At 40.5% G+C, this 16221-nt stretch carries 15 protein-coding genes and 2 pseudogenes; 9 read left to right on the top strand and 8 right to left on the bottom strand.

All coding sequences use genetic code 11. The features are described 5' to 3' along the window. Positions 1–11: 11 nt before the first annotated feature. Both cfa and punC read right to left on the bottom strand, forming a co-directional pair. Positions 12–1163, bottom strand: a complete 1152-nt coding sequence (cfa, locus tag AAC852_RS07920; RefSeq protein WP_340620570.1) for a cyclopropane fatty acyl phospholipid synthase — start codon at positions 1161–1163, stop codon at positions 12–14. A gap of 318 nt (positions 1164–1481) precedes the next feature. Further along, on the bottom strand, positions 1482–2660 hold the full coding sequence (punC, locus tag AAC852_RS07915) for a purine nucleoside transporter PunC (protein WP_340620569.1): 1179 nt from the start codon (positions 2658–2660) through the stop codon (positions 1482–1484). Between the two features lie 123 nt (positions 2661–2783). Here punC and punR point away from each other — a divergent pair, with 123 nt between their 5' ends. Next, positions 2784–3692 (top strand): DNA-binding transcriptional activator PunR, encoded by a 909-nt coding sequence (gene punR / locus AAC852_RS07910; protein ID WP_340620568.1) that lies wholly within the window; start codon positions 2784–2786, stop codon positions 3690–3692. A 3-nt stretch (positions 3693–3695) separates the two neighbouring features. Here the strand turns inward: punR and purR are convergent, their stop codons facing one another. Both purR and sodB read right to left on the bottom strand, forming a co-directional pair. Further along, complete coding sequence (gene purR, locus AAC852_RS07905) at positions 3696–4721, bottom strand: HTH-type transcriptional repressor PurR (RefSeq protein ID WP_340620567.1); 1026 nt, start codon at positions 4719–4721, stop codon at positions 3696–3698. Positions 4722–5253: 532 nt separating this feature from the next. Beyond that, a complete protein-coding gene (gene sodB / locus AAC852_RS07900; protein ID WP_340620566.1) occupies positions 5254–5832 on the bottom strand; it encodes a superoxide dismutase [Fe] in 579 nt (192 codons plus the stop codon). 365 nt (positions 5833–6197) lie between these two features. Between sodB and AAC852_RS07895 the strand changes: the two genes are divergently transcribed. Beyond that, on the top strand, positions 6198–6539 hold the full coding sequence (locus AAC852_RS07895) for a Grx4 family monothiol glutaredoxin (protein ID WP_340620565.1): 342 nt from the start codon (positions 6198–6200) through the stop codon (positions 6537–6539). A 174-nt stretch (positions 6540–6713) separates the two neighbouring features. Here the strand turns inward: AAC852_RS07895 and rnt are convergent, their stop codons facing one another. Beyond that, a complete protein-coding gene (gene rnt / locus AAC852_RS07890; protein WP_340620564.1) occupies positions 6714–7370 on the bottom strand; it encodes a ribonuclease T in 657 nt (218 codons plus the stop codon). A gap of 125 nt (positions 7371–7495) precedes the next feature. Then, positions 7496–7903: a lactoylglutathione lyase gene (gene gloA, locus AAC852_RS07885; RefSeq protein ID WP_340620563.1), complete on the bottom strand. Its 408-nt coding sequence runs from the start codon at positions 7901–7903 to the stop codon at positions 7496–7498. Between the two features lie 257 nt (positions 7904–8160). Between gloA and AAC852_RS07880 the strand changes: the two genes are divergently transcribed. Continuing rightward, positions 8161–8400, top strand: coding sequence for a DUF1289 domain-containing protein (locus AAC852_RS07880; RefSeq protein ID WP_340620562.1), 240 nt, complete (start codon positions 8161–8163; stop codon positions 8398–8400). A gap of 698 nt (positions 8401–9098) precedes the next feature. Further along, entirely contained in the window at positions 9099–9536 is a 438-nt protein-coding gene (gene slyA, locus AAC852_RS07875; RefSeq protein ID WP_038265702.1) for a transcriptional regulator SlyA, read from the top strand. A 79-nt stretch (positions 9537–9615) separates the two neighbouring features. On the opposite strand, the gene AAC852_RS07870 is transcribed toward slyA, so the two are convergent. Next, positions 9616–10089: an outer membrane lipoprotein gene (locus AAC852_RS07870; RefSeq protein WP_340620561.1), complete on the bottom strand. Its 474-nt coding sequence runs from the start codon at positions 10087–10089 to the stop codon at positions 9616–9618. A 334-nt stretch (positions 10090–10423) separates the two neighbouring features. On the opposite strand from AAC852_RS07870, the gene anmK reads away from it, so the two are divergent. The 5 genes and pseudogenes from anmK to AAC852_RS19955 form a co-directional block, all read left to right on the top strand. After that, positions 10424–11536, top strand: coding sequence for an anhydro-N-acetylmuramic acid kinase (anmK, locus tag AAC852_RS07865; RefSeq protein ID WP_340620560.1), 1113 nt, complete (start codon positions 10424–10426; stop codon positions 11534–11536). A gap of 41 nt (positions 11537–11577) precedes the next feature. Continuing rightward, the gene (gene pdxH / locus AAC852_RS07860) at positions 11578–12231 is read left to right on the top strand and encodes a pyridoxamine 5'-phosphate oxidase (protein ID WP_340620559.1); all 654 of its coding nucleotides are present in this window, start codon (positions 11578–11580) and stop codon (positions 12229–12231) included. Between the two features lie 90 nt (positions 12232–12321). Beyond that, a complete protein-coding gene (gene tyrS / locus AAC852_RS07855; protein ID WP_340620558.1) occupies positions 12322–13593 on the top strand; it encodes a tyrosine--tRNA ligase in 1272 nt (423 codons plus the stop codon). Between the two features lie 125 nt (positions 13594–13718). Further along, positions 13719–14597 carry a pyridoxal kinase PdxY gene (gene pdxY / locus AAC852_RS07850; protein WP_340620557.1) on the top strand — a complete coding sequence of 293 codons (879 nt, stop codon included), beginning with the start codon at positions 13719–13721 and terminating at the stop codon, positions 14595–14597. Positions 14598–14611: 14 nt separating this feature from the next. Continuing rightward, a pseudogene (locus AAC852_RS19955) lies at positions 14612–14740 on the top strand (IS5/IS1182 family transposase); the annotation flags it as partial. Between the two features lie 132 nt (positions 14741–14872). Here the strand turns inward: AAC852_RS19955 and AAC852_RS19950 are convergent. Then, positions 14873–16147, bottom strand: a pseudogene (locus AAC852_RS19950) (salicylate synthase); the annotation flags it as partial. Positions 16148–16221 lie beyond the last annotated feature (74 nt).

The raw sequence follows: 16221 nt of genomic DNA, 5'->3' as shown, positions 1-16221 counted from the left end.
TGCAAACAATATCATCGAGGAACTCTCAGCCCATTTTCAATTCCATGCGGGCTGAACATGATTTGCCATAGTTGAATATCTCTGGCACGGAATGCGCCAGCGCAGGCGTTCAGATAATAGCTGAACATTCGTTTGAAGCGAGGGCTGTAGTTATTTTCTATCTTACTCCAGTTCGCGATAAAACGCTCATACCATGCCATCAGGGTACGATCATAATCAGCTCCAAAGTTATGCCAATCTTCCATAACGAACTTTCCTGTGCTGGCTTTGGCGATCTTTGCAATTGATGGTAAGTGGCCATTAGGGAAAATATATTTGCTGATCCATGCATCGACACTGACTTTATCTTGATTGGAACCAATAGTATGAAGTAAGAAAAGTCCATCAGGTTTCAGGTTCTTACGTACTATATCGAAATAATTGGCGTAATTTTTATAGCCAACGTGTTCAAACATGCCAACGGAAACAATTCTGTCAAACTGTAGATTCAGGTCACGATAATCTTCAAGAATGATTTTAGCATCCAGATCTTTACAGCGATCTTGAGCGTATTTTTGTTGCTCTACAGAAATGGTAACACCGGTAACGGAGATATCATAGTGTTTGGCAGCATAGGCGGCCAGCCCACCCCATCCACATCCGATATCCAAAAGAGTCATGCCTGGTGATAACTGTAGTTTTTCACAAATTAACCGGAGCTTATTAGATTGAGCTTCTTCCAAAGTATTTGCATCTTTCCAGTAACCACAGGAATATTGCATGTCGGGATCAAGCATGAGCGTGAATAGGTCATTACCTAAATCATAATGCTCTTCACCCACGATCCAAGCTCGTTTGGGAGATTGTAAATTAAATACGCGGGAGGTAATAATCTTCAGGATGTCTTTGATATTTTTAGGGATTCTATGTTCCAGGCCTGCTCTTAAGACTTTATAAAAGAATATGTCCAAACGTTCACAATCCCACCAACCATCCATATAACTTTCGCCCAATCCTAAAGAGCCTTGTTTTAACACTCTTTTATAAAAATCAGGGTTTTTGACTTGTATATCAAAAGGACGCTTACCGTTGATTTCAACATCCGCTTCTCGAAGCAAGTCATTGGCGATCCTATGCCACTGGTCAGTAATTGTTTTTTTTCCTTCAACGAAAGATGAACTCATAGACTCTCCAACATTTGTTTGATGGAATTTTGAGGTATATCTTTGTGATAGGTTATTTATTATCCTAAAACAAAAATGGATTGACCTGAAATTAAGCAGAAAATGTTTCAAAGGCAGAGATGCTGATTCATCCTGAAATTAAAGAGAGCTTCATTGCCTTTAGAAACCTCAAATTCCGAGTTTTTTAGAATAAAGAATCTGTATGAGTATATGAGTGAAATAATATTTAAACAATAATTTAAAGGTCATATTATGGTATGACCTTTAGATGAGAATATTCTTAGTTATTATCTTTAGGCGTAATTTTTTAATATATAACTAATGATCATCGTTTATTTTTTCCTTTTGCAAACAATAACCTATTATCATTGGGATAATAGTCGAAACCATTACTGTCGTGGTAGACAGAAGCGGGTATTTCATAAACATAGCAACAAACATGCTGGCAATAAAGCAAAGACCCAATTGTAAAGCATTTTGTAATGCAGCCGCTTTACCGCCATCTTTTGGATAAACAGAAAGTGCATTTGCTACAGCAATAGGGTAAGAAGCACCATTCATGACGGCCATAACACAGAAAGGAATAAGAATAAGCATGAAAGAAGGATAAATCCGGGCAATTAAATAGATGATTACCATGCTGACAGCATAGCCTATCAGCAAAATTGGAAATATGGTTTCACTTTTGACTTTTTCCAATAAAATACGGCAACCATATCCACCGAGCATAAATGCCAAAGTTTGTGGAATATAGCTTAAGCCAATATCTGTGGCATCATAACCCATATTGGTCAAAATTGTTGGTGAACCCGTTAGCCAGGCAAAAAAACCAGCACTACAGGAAGCATAAATCAACACATTTCCGCTGAAGGTTGAAGACTTCAATAAGGTGAAGAAAGAAACTTTATTTTCATTAATGTTGGTGTCAATAGGTGCGCGTTTACTTGCCAGTAAAAATGTTGGTATAAGCAGAACTAGTGTTACAGCCATTAAAACAAGAAAAATAGTTCTCCAACCTGTATGTGACAATAACCAAGCACCGAGTAAAGGGGCAAGGGCAGGGGAAAGTGCGACCAGTGGCATAATCATGGCAAAAACACGTTTTGTGCGTTCAGCGTCATACCTATCAACGACTAAAGCTTGCCAGGAAACAGCAGCAGAACAGACACCCACAGCCTGAATAAATCTCAGAATAAGTAATTGAGTTGCATCTGTTATCCAAAGTATTCCTAAACAGCTAAGACAAAACAGAGACAAACCGGTAAGAAGAACAGGTTTTCTTCCCAGACGATCAGATAATTGCCCCCATAAAAGCTGGGCAACAGCAAAACCAGCAAGAAAAACGCTGAGGCTTGCACTAATAGCTCCTTCTGATGTACCTAAGTCTTTTGCCATGGCATCAAAAGCGGGCAGATACATATCAATAGCTAAGTAGCCAAGCATACTTAGGCCAGCGAGATAAAACATAAATGGTACAGGGTTTTTATTTGTAGTCATTGTGTCAATAAATCGATGTGATAATTGATAAGAAAATATATGGCTTATTTTATATGGCGTATTTTTTGCTTGTGAAACGGTATTATTTGCATAATGCTGTGAAAAAAATTAAAAGGAAGAAATATGTGGTCTGAATATTCTCTGGAAGTTGTTGATGCTGTAGCCAGAACAGGAAGTTTCAGTGCAGCTGCATCAGAGCTTCACCGCGTACCTTCTGCCATCAGTTATACAATAAAACAACTTGAAGAATGGTTGGCAGTGCCCTTATTTGAACGCCGCCATCGCGATGTGGAATTGACTGGAGCAGGAGTTATCTTTGTAAAGGAAGCGCGTTCTGTTATCAAAAAAATGTATCATACTCGTCATCAATGTCAGCAAGTGGCGAATGGTTGGCGTGGGCAGCTCAGTATCGCTGTTGATCAAGTGGTGAAACCAGAACGGACACGCCAGCTTATTCTGGATTTTTACCGCCATTTTCCAGATATCGAGTTATTTATTTATCCTGAGGTTTTTAATGGGGTATGGGATGCACTGGTGGATGGGCGCGTTGATGTTGCTATTGGTGCCACTCGCGCTTCTCCGGTCGGGGAACGATATAGTTTCAGGGATATGGGATTTATGCCGTGGCTATGTGTTGTCAGCCCTGAGCATGAGTTAACTTCTATAACAGAAAGATTAAATGATGACCAATTGAGGGCTTATCCTAGCTTGTGCCTTGAAGATACTTCACGTAATTTGCCCAAGCGTAATACATGGGCTTTGGATAATCAACGGCGGTTAGTTGTCCCTGATTGGAATGCGGGGTTGGCTTGTCTGATGGATGGGCTGTGTGTGGGAATGGTGCCTAAACATCGTGCTTTGCCGCTTATTCGTCGAGGAAAACTCAGCTTGCTTGAACTTGAACAACCATTACCTGATAGCCCATGTTGCCTGACATGGTCGCAAAAAAGCCATTCACCTGCATTAAGCTGGTTGCTTGATTATCTTGGAGATAGTGCAACACTCAATGCTGAATGGCTACAAGAGGATTAATTGTTAACGACGATAATCAATGAAAGGGCCATCTGCAACAGAGCGACGCTCAACAAGGCGCGGATGGACTTCGATAGTTTGTGCATCTTCACGTTTATTAATGATCCTATCAAGTAACGTGGAAAAAGCCATCTGCCCCAGACGCTCTTTAGGCTGATGAATCGTTGTCAGCGCTGGTGTGAAATAACGGGCATTGCGAATATTATCATAACCAATAACGGAGATATCTTGTGGAACACGTAACCCCATCTCGTCAGCCGCACAGATAGCCCCCATCGCCATCACATCTCCTCCACAAAACACGGCCGTAGGGCGGTGTTTTTGGCTTAAGATTTTATACATCGCCTGATAACCAGATTCAGGCTCAAAATCCCCCTGAACAATCCATTCTTCCCGAATAGTGATATTTGCTTCTTTCAACGCCTTGAGGAAACCTTGATGACGTCCGCCTCCGGTATTTCTGGCCAATGATCCGGGAATAGCAGCAATATCACGGTGACCACGTTCAATCAGATATCGACCGGCCAAGTAACCACCATGGAAGGCATTATCGATAATTGCGTCAGTGAAATCTCCTCTGGACTCACCCCAATCCATGACTACCATGGGAATGTTGCGATAGTCTTCCAGCATTCCCAATAATGGTTGGGGATATTCAGAACACATAACCAGTAAACCATCGACGCGTTTTTGTGCCAGCATAGCAAGATAAGCTTTTTGTTTGTCGAGATTGTTATGGGAATTACATAAAATCAAAGTATAACCTTTGCTATAACAACTATTTTCGACAGACTCAATGATTTCAGCAAAATAAGGTGCTTCACTTGATGTTGCCAGTAGTCCGATAGATTTGGTGTGATTAACCTTCAAGCTACGGGCAACGGCACTGGGAGAATAATTCAGTTCTTTAATGGCAGCCCACACTGTGGCCTTTGTATCTTCGGCGACGAAACGGGTTTTATTGATAACATGGGATACGGTTGTGGTTGAAACACCAGCGCGTTTGGCCACATCTTTAATCGTTGCCATGATAAAAAGGACTCCTGACCTTAGGTCTAAATTTGTATACCCTTCATCTGGATATAGATCTTTGTTAATCATTTGCCAGTATTATATTTATATATAGGAAGATAACTGACACTAATTTAGTGATAAACCCTGAATTTTGTCTGATCTAGCGCAAAAGTGAAAGTAGTAATCAATGCTATAAAGTATATGCATTAAATACCACAGTGTGGTTTTTTTTAACCTCTGAGGTAAATAGCCAAACAAAATTTATGGTGTCGCGGAGTCTTAATTTTCATGGTGAGGATGGCTTATGGATACAGATCTGAAATTGGGATTATTGACCGCTTGTAGTGCATTAATCATGATTGTTTTTCTGGGGGGACTTTGCCTGATCTAATCAAGGTCAGGAAACCATATCAAGGTGAAATGCTGTCTGTTTTACTTTAGCGGCAAGTAAAGGTAAGTTTTTCACTATTCAAGGGGCACTTACTAAATGAAATTAAGTGTGTTGGATCGGAAAAACTTACCCTTGTCATTTTAACTGGCGGGTTAATTAAGCCAGATTTTCTTCCACAAATTTCCAGTTAACCAGAGCCCAGAAATGCTCCAGATATTGAGGACGTGCATTGCGGTAATCGATGTAATAGGCATGTTCCCATACGTCAACAGTCAGAACTGGCTTATCTTCACCAGTCAATGGAGTTGCTGCGTTGGAGGTATTGACGATAGCCAGACTGCCGTCGGCTTTTTTAACCAGCCATGTCCAGCCAGAACCGAAGTTTTTCAGTGCTGCATCAGTAAGTTGCTGTTTAAACTCAGCAAAAGAACCGAAAGAATTATTGATAGCTTCTGCAACTTTACCAGTTGGTTCACCACCACCATTTGGTGACAGGCTATGCCAATAGAAGGTGTGGTTCCAGACTTGTGCTGCGTTATTAAAGATACCGCCTTCAGAGGATTTGATAATTTCTTCCAGTGGTTTTCCGGCAAACTCAGTATCTTTAATCAGATTATTCAGGTTTACAACGTAAGCGTTGTGGTGTTTGCCGTAATGATATTCCAGAGTTTCTGCTGAGATGTGAGGTTCTAAGGCATCTTTAGCATAAGGTAATGCTGGTAATTCAAAAGACATTGCATACTCCTTTTAATATCGGGTTTTTGGCTTTATAAACCATGACTTGTAGCGTACTAATCATGGATAGAGCAAATTTTAGCTTATTATCATGTTGCTATTTTGTTTGGTCATTATCTTAACAATTTTTCTGCTAAATAACAGGGGAAATGATGTTATTTAGTGGCATTCTGACGTAGAAGCATTCAATTTTACTGACTTTAATATTTATTAAGGATGAAAATATCAACTAATTACAACTTATTGTTCAGAACAAAAAATTTGCAGGCGTGTGTTCACGGTAGCAAATCTGCATCAGAAAGTGGTATTCTGAATCAATCTTTTCTGATGCTGATAAACAGCGCCTGCCGTTTAAGGAAGTAAAAATGACGACAATTGAGAAAATCGAACGCCAGATTCAAGAAAACCCAATCCTGCTGTACATGAAAGGTTCGCCAAAACTGCCAAGCTGTGGTTTTTCTGCTCAGGCAGTGCAGGCTTTGTCTGCTTGTGGTGAACGTTTTGCTTATGTAGATATTCTGCAAAATCCTGATATCCGCGCAGAGTTGCCTAAATATGCAAACTGGCCAACATTCCCTCAGCTTTGGGTTGAAGGTGAGTTAATTGGGGGATGTGACATTCTGATTGAAATGTATCAACGCGGTGAATTACAGGCTCTGGTCAAAGAGACTGCGGATAAATACCGTGAGCAGGAAGACAGTAAGTAGTTTGTTGTCTCAGTGAAGTTTTAAATCAACAAAGCCCCATACACAATTAGCATTAATAATCATATTTATTGACGGTAATATTTCATAGCAATGTTAGGTTGTGGCAACAGGTATGGGGTGATAATCGTTATAGAGTTATAAACTGAGAGCCTAATGAGATAGGCTCTTAGTTTATCAGGTTTCATTATCGGGATCTGGCACAGCCAACGGCCAACCACCAAGCCGTTTCCAGCGATTAACCAATTCGCAGAAAAGCAGGGCAGTCCGGTCTGTATCATACAGAGCGCTATGTGCCTGATTACTGTCAAAAGGTATTTCTGCCGTAATACAAGCTTTAGCCAGAATTGTCTGGCCTAGCACTAATCCACTTAATGCGGCAGTATCAAAAGTGGCAAAAGGGTGAAATGGATTGCGTTTTAATCCAGAGCGTTCTGCTGCTGCCATGACAAAATTGTGATCAAAACTGGCGTTGTGGGCAACTATAATTGCGCGGTTGCAATTACTGTCTTTCATGCCCTTACGGGTCATCTTGAAAATAGCATGTAACGCTGTATATTCGCTGACAGCTCCCCGTAATGGATTGGTAGGGTCGATACCTGTAAATGCTAAAGCTGCTGGGTCAAGGTTGGCTCCTTCAAAGGGCTCAATGTGGAAATGTAGTGTATCAGCAGGTGCCAGCCAACCTTCTTCATCCATTTTCAAAGTAATTGCAGCGATTTCGAGTAAAGCATCTGTCCGTGCATTAAAACCAGCAGTTTCTACATCAATGACAACGGGATAATAGCCACGAAAACGTCCGCTTAGTATGTTTTGATCTTTTGTATTAGACATCTGATTTTGTTCTTAACTTCAGGATAGCGGATATTATGACAAAATTTACGGTGTCTTGCAGAGGTAATATCTATCCAGTTGAGAAATGAAGGGCATGCAGGATGCCCTTTTGTAGAGAGGAATAATTAATGCCCTAATGCACTAGTGGCACTTTTGTTTTCGATTAATTCGATTTTATAGCCGTCAGGATCTTCAACAAAAGCAATAATAGTTGTTCCGCCTTTTACTGGCCCTGCTTCGCGAGTGATTTTTCCGCCAGCAAGTTTGATACGTTCACAAGTTACTGCAACATCATCAACGCCTAAGGCGATATGACCGAATGCTGTTCCCATTTCGTAGTTTTCAACTCCCCAATTATAGGTCAGTTCGATGACGGCACCTTGATTTTCATCGGTATAACCTACAAAAGCGAGGGAATATTTATACTCTGGATTTTCACTAGTACGAAGTAGACGCATACCCATCACTTTAGTATAAAAATCAATCGAGCGTTGCATGTTGCCAACACGGATCATTGTATGAAGTAGACGCATGATTACCTCTTGAGTTTATGGTCTTATAATCAAATGGCGATATCGCGAAATAACGTAGTGGTGAAATTTCGCGCTCTGACTGCATATGTTTGATTAACTATATATGGTAAAGATAAAGTAATTCAATTCGTCCCTTCATCTATTTTGTTTCTAATCCTGACTATTTTTGTAGTTCAATATTTGGCTTGAATTTAATCTGGGTAATGTTGCAATTCTGTCATAGATTGTTTAGGTAATTCTGAGAGCAGGAGGATGGCATGGCTGAGCAATTAGAGTTTTTTGCTATTCCGAACCCTTGCAAAGGGATTTGTGAATCGGATACTCGTGGTTTTTGTCGAGGATGTTATCGCAGTAGGGAAGAGCGATTTATGTGGATGAAATTATCAGACGGACAAAAAAGAGAAGTATTGCGGTTATGTCGTGATAGATATCTGCGAATGAGAAGAAATAAAGAACATGATGAAGGTGAACCATCAGAACAGCTTGGATTATTTTGATTTTTCGTCTTAACTGTTAATGAAAATTGTTTATATGAATAATATTTCATATTTTCCATAAGGTTAGGAAGTTTTACTGTGATAAAATGATATTTTATTCATATTACATGTCTTTTATTTGATATAGGTCATTTAAAAATATTACAATAGTTGACTAATTAAAGTCTTTCGGTAAAATTTTCTTATCAAATAATCAATTATTGAACAATAATCATGCTAATTATTTATCTTATTGTTTTTAATGATTTTTGTCGTTTTATTGGCTGTAACTGTAAGAGAAAAATGATATTAATGTAAAAATATATAGATTAGTATTTGGATGGCGGTTATTCTTATAGAACTTTAGCCGAGTGGTACTGTATCTATTTTATAGAGTTTGTATTTGTTTCGTTGATATTTAAAATCTTAATAGTTTAGCTGAAGGATTATTTTATACAGTTTATATCGTTGGTGGATTAATGCGCGATTTTATTCGATGTGCCGTAAAACTTCGCTTTTTAGGGCAACGAAGATGTCAACTTTATTTTTGTTTGTGAAATGTAAGTAACAGGCCAACGCGGCACTCATTAAGTAATTAGTGAAATATCTGACTCTACTTATGTGAGCGTGATATAGGATGCGTATCCATTATTCATATGAATAAACTGATTGGATAATTCATTGATGTTATATGAGTCTCTAATTATAAGGAGGGGTAATTGGAATTGACATTGGGATCAGATCTGGCACGTTTAGTTCGTGTTTGGCGCGCTTTAATTGATCATCGTTTGAAGCCGTTGAAATTAACTCAAACACACTGGGTTACTCTGTATAATATTAGTCTGTTACCACCGGAGCAGTCACAGATACAACTTGCGAAAGCTATTGGTATCGAACAACCGTCCTTGGTAAGAACTTTAGATCAATTAGAAGAAAAAAAACTCATTACAAGGCACACATGTGCTAATGACAGGCGTGCCAAGAGAATCAAATTAACCGAAGAATCGGAAAATTTTATCAAAGAAGTGGATAGTGTTATTGGTTCGACGAGGAAAGAAATTCTGGAGGGAATTACTCATGATGAGTTAATTCTGCTTGCTTCTGTAATAAAAAAAATCGAAAAAAATATTAACCAATTACATAAACAGGTAATATAAAAATTAATCGATAAACAGAAAATCACGGATTACCAAGATTTAGTTCCGCGATTTTCTGTTTAAACATACTTGAACAATGTTAAATAGGTGAAACCGTTGTCGAGTCGCCACTATCGACGATTCTAACTCGTTGCCCTTTATTGAATACAACCTTATCCAGCTTCTGTACCACAACGATATTTCTTCCGCTATCAGTACGAATTTCCAACTCAACACCTTTTGTTTTATCGAGAACACCTTCAATTCCTTGCCCCGCCATTCCACCAGCAATAGCACCTGCGGCAGTTGCAAGCTTTTGACCAGAACCACCACCAATGGTATTTCCTAACAATCCACCTAAAACAGCTCCACCGATCAGACCCAGCACATTCGGGTCACCAGCCTGACCACCTTTAATAGTCACCGGACGGACGGACAGAATAGTGCCATAGGCAACGTTTTGAATTTGTTTGGCTTGACCAATCGAGTAGGTGTCGCTGGAAAGTGCTCCCATGTCAGCACATCCGGATAATGTTGTCACTACAACTGCACCAACCAGGAAACGTTTGAACATAGTTACTCCTAATTTTAATGCTACGGGGGAAAACTGATAATAAACCTACAACCAAGCATTCAGCTACTATGGTCAGTAACAAGCATAATAATTCTGCGAGTTACTTATTCTATACATTAATGGCTTATCTCTAAATATATAATAAATTTCTCGATGAACTCCAATAGGAATAATTCCTGACCAAAAGTTTAGCATGTTTTGTGAAGAGTCCTCCAAAACTCAGATTTTATCTCTTATATTGCTTGTTAAATATATATAGTCCAAATCAATGTGTTTTATAGTTACACGGAATTTATTTACAAATGTAATCCATTCTTTAAATAGGAGAATATTTATGAAGTCAGGACGTTATATTGGTGTGATGTCGGGCACCAGCATGGATGGGGTTGATGTTATTTTAGCAGAGATTAGTGATAAGGCGGTTACACAGCAGGAAAGTTATAGCCATCCATTTCCTCAGGAACTTAAACAAAAATTACTTTCTATTTGTCAGGGGCAGCAAACAACATTATCAATAGTTGGGCAGCTTGATTATGAATTAGGGACGCTTTTTGCTGAATCAGTAAAAGGATTATTGGATAAAGCCGGGCTAACTGCAAATGATATTACAGCGATTGGGTGTCATGGTCAGACTGTATGGCATGAACCGGATGGCGAAAAACCTTTTACCATGCAAATTGGTGATAATAACCGTGTAGCAGCATTAACGGGCATTACAACTGTAGGCGATTTTCGTCGTCGCGATATGGCGTATGGTGGTCAGGGAGCACCTTTAGTTCCTGCATTCCATATGGCGGTACTTGGGCATCCGACAGAAAGGCGTGTGATTCTTAATATTGGTGGTATTGCCAATATCTCTGCGCTTCTGCCAAATTCTGCCGTCAAAGGATACGATACCGGGCCGGGGAATATGCTGATGGATGCCTGGACATGGCGTCATAAACAACTGCCTTATGATAAAGATGCACAATGGGCGGATGAAGGGAACGTCAATGAGGATTTACTACAGAAAATGTTGTCTGATCCTTACTTCGCGCGTACTGCGCCGAAAAGTACGGGGCGCGAATACTTCAATATGGCATGGTTGGAAAAGCAATTAGTTGATTTTCCTGATATCAAACCAGAGGATGTGCAAGCCACTCTTGCTGAACTGACGGCAGTTAGTATTGCCGAGCAGGTATTGTTGAATGATGGTTGTGAACGTTTGTTGGTTTGCGGTGGTGGTGCCAGAAATCCGCTCATCATGCACCGATTATCGGCTTTGTTGCCTGACACTGAAGTTGCTACAACAGATAAATATGGATTGAGTGGTGATGATATGGAAGCATTAGCATTTGCCTGGCTGGCATTTCGTACAATGTCTGGGTTGCCGGGTAACTTGCCATCAGTAACTGGTGCGGACAGGGCAACAATTTTAGGCGCAATTTATCCTGTTGTTGATAGATAACAATGTTATGCTGATACTCATTCAGGAATCGAGAGCTAAAAATGTCAGAGCATAATGAAACTCATATAGCGGAATTGCGCCGCGAATATATGCGTGGTGGATTACGGCGGAAAGATCTTACTAAAGAGCCGATGGAGTTGTTCGAACTATGGTTCAAACAGGCTTGTGAAGCCAAACTGAGCGATCCAACGGCAATGTGTATTGCGACGGTTGATGAGCATGGTCAGCCTTATCAGCGTATTGTCTTATTAAAACACTTTGATGCCCGTAGTCTGGTGTTTTATACCAATCTTGGCAGTCGGAAGGCGAAACATTTAGCTCAAAATAACCGTATTAGTCTCCATTTCCCGTGGTATCAGCTTGAGCGACAGGTTAGTTTCCTGGGAAAAGCTGAGCGTTTATCACCTGTTGAAGTGGTGAAATATTTTCACAGCCGTCCGAAAGATAGTCAGATTGCGGCTTGGGCTTCACAACAATCTTCTCGTATTTCTGCCAGAAGTATTTTAGAAGGTAAGTTCCTAGAGCTGAAACAGAAATTCCAGAATGGTGAAGTGCCGCTACCCAGTTTCTGGGGGGGATTCCGGGTTGAGTTTGATGCAGTAGAGTTTTGGCAGGGAGGAGCTAATCGTCTTCATGATCGTTTTCTGTACCAACGTGAAGGAAATGAGTGGCATATTGATCGTCTGGCGCCTTAACTGTACCAATTACCATTTTTAATACTGGTACTTATATTACTGGCGTTTTATGCTATAGCAACTACAGAATACAAACCGATGGAGTCATTGATGTCTAGCAATAACCTGATTAAACAACTGCAAGAGCGGGGCCTTATTGCCCAGGTAACGGATGAAGAGGCGTTAGCGGAAAGACTGGCGCAAGGTCCGGTCTCTCTCTATTGCGGCTTTGATCCTACCGCTGACAGCTTGCATTTGGGCCATCTGGTTCCCTTGCTGTGTTTAAAAAGATTCCAACTGGCAGGGCATAAGCCGATAGCATTGGTAGGTGGAGCGACAGGTCTGATTGGCGATCCGAGTTTTAAAGCTGTGGAACGCAAATTAAATACAGAAGAAACTGTCAAAGAGTGGGTTGAAAAAATTCGTAAACAAGTTTCACCATTCCTCGATTTTGAAGGTGAGAATAGTGCAGAATTAGCCAACAATTATGAATGGTTTGGCGAAATGGATGTACTGACTTTCCTGCGTGATATCGGCAAGCACTTTTCCGTTAACCAGATGATCAATAAAGAAGCGGTGAAGCAGCGCCTGAACCGTGATGATGTTGGAATTTCATACACTGAGTTTTCTTATAACCTGTTGCAATCTTATGATTTTGCTAACCTGAATGGGAAATACGGTGTTGAATTGCAGATCGGTGGTTCAGACCAATGGGGCAATATTACTTCAGGTATCGATTTGACACGCCGTTTACATCAGAAACAAGTATTTGGTTTGACAGTACCTCTGATTACTAAATCTGATGGCACCAAATTCGGTAAAACAGAAGGTGGTGCAGTTTGGTTGGATCCTAAGAAAACCAGCCCATACAAATTTTATCAGTTCTGGATTAACACAGCAGATGCTGATGTGTATCGTTTCCTGAAATTCTTTACTTTCATGAGCATTGAAAAAATCAATGCATTGGAAGAAGAAGATAAGAACAGCGGTAAAGCTCCGCGTGCTCAGTATGTTCTGGCCGAAGAGGTCACCAGACTGGTACATGGTGAAGCGGGTCTTACTGCGGCGAAACGTATTACTGAAAGTTTGTTCTCTGGCGCTGTCGCTGATTTGACCGCAGATGATTTTGCACAATTAGCGCAGGATGGTATGCCAGTAATTGAACTTGAGAAGGATGCTGATTTGCAACAGGCTCTGGTGACCGCTGAATTTGTTCCTTCCCGTGGGCAGGCGCGGACCATGATCAGCTCCAATGCGGTTTCCGTTAATGGTGAAAAACAGTCTGAGCCTATGTATGTGTTTACCGATAATGACCGTCTGTTTGGACGTTATACTTTACTGCGCCGTGGTAAAAAGCATTATTGCCTCATTAATTGGAAATAATCCATAAAAGTGTTACTAAAGGGCAACGTTACGGTTGCCCTTAAAATATCAGCTTGTTAAGCCATTTATGGTTCTTAAACATGGTTTTTAAGCATCGCTCCTAAAATAATAAACCAGGCCTTATCATGAAAAATATTCTTTCAATTCAGTCTCATGTTGTTTTTGGTCACGCAGGAAACAGTGCATCTGTTTTTCCGATGTGTCGTATGGGAGTGAACGTATGGCCATTAAATACGGTTCAATTTTCTAACCATACTCAATATCCACAATGGCGTGGGTGTGTGATGCCGCCGGAGCATCTGGCTGAAATTGTGCAGGGAATTGGTGAAATTAATAAATTAGCATCCTGTAATGCTGTACTGAGTGGTTATATTGGTTCGGCGGAGCAGGGAAACTATATCCTTGATATCGTGCAACAGGTTAAACAAGCTAACCCTGAGGCATGGTATTTCTGTGATCCTGTAATGGGACATCCGGAAAAAGGGTGTATTGTTGCTCCCGGAGTGGCCGAATTCTTCACTGAAAAGGCGTTACCTGTCAGTGACATCATTGCCCCTAATTTACTGGAACTTGAAACACTCACTATGCGGGAAATCAAAGAGGTAGAACAAGCAATATCCGCAGCCCGTTTACTGTGTGAAAAAGGTCCTAAAATTGTTTTAGTTAAACATCTCAGTCGTGCAGGCTACCGAAAAGATAATTTCGAAATGTTGCTGGTAACTAAAGAAAATAGCTGGCATATCAGCCGACCATTGATCGATACGGGTGAACGTCAACCTGTCGGAATAGGTGATTTAACCAGTGGCTTATTCCTCGTTAACCTACTGAAAAGCCGGTCTTTAACAAATTCAGCATTGCAGGCTGCATTGGAACATGTTACCGCAGGAGTTTATGAAGTCATGCTAGAAACGCAAAAAAGAGGAGAGTTTGAGTTACAGCTTGTTGCTGCTCAGGACAAGATGGTAACCCCGACCCATAAATTCAGCGCTGTGCAAATTGATTAAGTATAAAAACAGCCAGTATTGTTCGTGCTCATCAAGATAGTTTGGGTGGGCTTCAAAGGAAAATGAAGCCATCGGTAAGAGTCAGGGAAGGATGTTCAACCAAAATTCATTTAGCTGTAGACAGTTACGGTTTGCCTGTGCATTGAAGAACAAGGAGCCACAGATGTCATTCATTCCTTACCGAAGGGTCTGCATTGATCTTGGGAAAACCAGATATAACTCTGGCTTTCCCGGAGGTATTGTTACTAGAGCATTATGGCTTATTCAATAGACTCTTAGTCTTTTTTGTCGGAATAAGAGCGAACATATTTAATAATGCCCTCAAGTTTTTCGCAGGTTTCTTGCCATTCTCTTTCTGGCTTTGAATCTCTAACCAGTCCAGCACCAGCCTGTAGCCAACAGTGTTCTTTATGCTGATAAAGAGAACGTAATATCAGTGCTGCGTCTAATTTACCTGAGCTATCCAATAACATGACACAACCACTATAAAGCTGACGAGGTTCTCTTTCAAAATGTGAAATAGCTTGTAAAGAAGGTTTTTTCGGTATCCCTGAAGCAGTTACTGCTGGGAATAAGGCAATGAATGCATCCCAACGATTTTTTCCTATTTGTAGTAATCCTTTTACGCGTGATGCTAAATGTTGTACCGAACCACGTTCACGAATAGCCATAAATTCTGATACACAAAGCGTCTCTGCCTGACAAATCGGGGCCAATTCTTCTAATGCGAGTTTGGTTGACACCGCGTGCTCAGCGATTTCTTTCGGATCAGAAAGTAAATCTGCCCGCAGCTTTTGATCTTGAGCTTTGTCATGTGTCAATGCTCTTGTGCCCGCCAATGGTTGGCTATTGACCCAACCAGTACCATCTGCCTCAACCACGGTTTCTGGGCTGAAACCGTATGCAGAAAATTCTTCATCCCGTAAGAAGAAAGAGCGGGCTGGGGTGTTAGCCTGACGGCCCAACCAGTAACTGTGTGTCATGTCAACATTTGAACCAAGCTGAACTTTGCGTGAGAGGATCACTTTTTGGTAATGGCCTGTGACAATATCTTTAACCACATTCGCTACGTTATCTTGATAATTTTTTTCTGCGTCTGCTGTGTTGATAATTTCCAGCTCTTTTGTATATGGGAAAGTTGGAGTACCGACTTGATCAGCTTGTCTGATTTTTTCGCTCAATATAATGAGCTGGTTTTCTTCAAGTGTTCGTATCAGAACTTGCCCTTGAGTTATGCGTAATTCATGCTGAGGAACAGTGATTTTTATTAATGCTTCATTTTGCTGTTCTAATGATGAAGATAATGGTATCCCATATGCCATATGAGAAAACTCAAATAATGTTCTGCCGTAAGCACGCCAGTCTTTGATAGAAAGGTCGTTGAGAACTTGTTCAAGTTTTTGGCTTAACGTACTGATATCGTATGGATGTTGATTACCTTTTGAATCAATTAGTTGTCCAGATGCATTTGCACTTATAGTGGCTGCACAGCCAATTCCCAATGACCATTCACCTTTGATCTCGTAGAGTGTACAAGGTTGTGTATTATTATCTGTAAAATCTGCAAGTAAATGAGTGACCAGATCTAATGGAGTGCTGGTAATAGCGATAGTGTGTTCATGAT

The organism is Xenorhabdus siamensis (assembly GCF_037996745.1).
GTDB classification, from domain to species: domain Bacteria; phylum Pseudomonadota; class Gammaproteobacteria; order Enterobacterales; family Enterobacteriaceae; genus Xenorhabdus; species Xenorhabdus indica.
Note: the sequence above shows the minus strand (reverse complement) of the source record. Positions and strands in the feature narration are given on the sequence as shown.

Excerpts from the sequence above, each read along its gene's own strand:
- cfa (WP_340620570.1), bottom strand. The coding sequence starts at position 1,163 with ATGAGTTCATCTTTCGTTGAAGGAAAAAAAACAATTACTGACCAGTGG.
- punC (WP_340620569.1), bottom strand. The coding sequence starts at position 2,660 with ATGACTACAAATAAAAACCCTGTACCATTTATGTTTTATCTCGCTGGC.
- punR (WP_340620568.1), top strand. The coding sequence starts at position 2,784 with ATGTGGTCTGAATATTCTCTGGAAGTTGTTGATGCTGTAGCCAGAACA.
- purR (WP_340620567.1), bottom strand. The coding sequence starts at position 4,721 with ATGGCAACGATTAAAGATGTGGCCAAACGCGCTGGTGTTTCAACCACA.
- sodB (WP_340620566.1), bottom strand. The coding sequence starts at position 5,832 with ATGTCTTTTGAATTACCAGCATTACCTTATGCTAAAGATGCCTTAGAA.
- AAC852_RS07895 (WP_340620565.1), top strand. The coding sequence starts at position 6,198 with ATGACGACAATTGAGAAAATCGAACGCCAGATTCAAGAAAACCCAATC.
- rnt (WP_340620564.1), bottom strand. The coding sequence starts at position 7,370 with ATGTCTAATACAAAAGATCAAAACATACTAAGCGGACGTTTTCGTGGC.
- gloA (WP_340620563.1), bottom strand. The coding sequence starts at position 7,903 with ATGCGTCTACTTCATACAATGATCCGTGTTGGCAACATGCAACGCTCG.
- AAC852_RS07880 (WP_340620562.1), top strand. The coding sequence starts at position 8,161 with ATGGCTGAGCAATTAGAGTTTTTTGCTATTCCGAACCCTTGCAAAGGG.
- AAC852_RS07870 (WP_340620561.1), bottom strand. The coding sequence starts at position 10,089 with ATGTTCAAACGTTTCCTGGTTGGTGCAGTTGTAGTGACAACATTATCC.
- anmK (WP_340620560.1), top strand. The coding sequence starts at position 10,424 with ATGAAGTCAGGACGTTATATTGGTGTGATGTCGGGCACCAGCATGGAT.
- pdxH (WP_340620559.1), top strand. The coding sequence starts at position 11,578 with ATGTCAGAGCATAATGAAACTCATATAGCGGAATTGCGCCGCGAATAT.
- tyrS (WP_340620558.1), top strand. The coding sequence starts at position 12,322 with ATGTCTAGCAATAACCTGATTAAACAACTGCAAGAGCGGGGCCTTATT.
- pdxY (WP_340620557.1), top strand. The coding sequence starts at position 13,719 with ATGAAAAATATTCTTTCAATTCAGTCTCATGTTGTTTTTGGTCACGCA.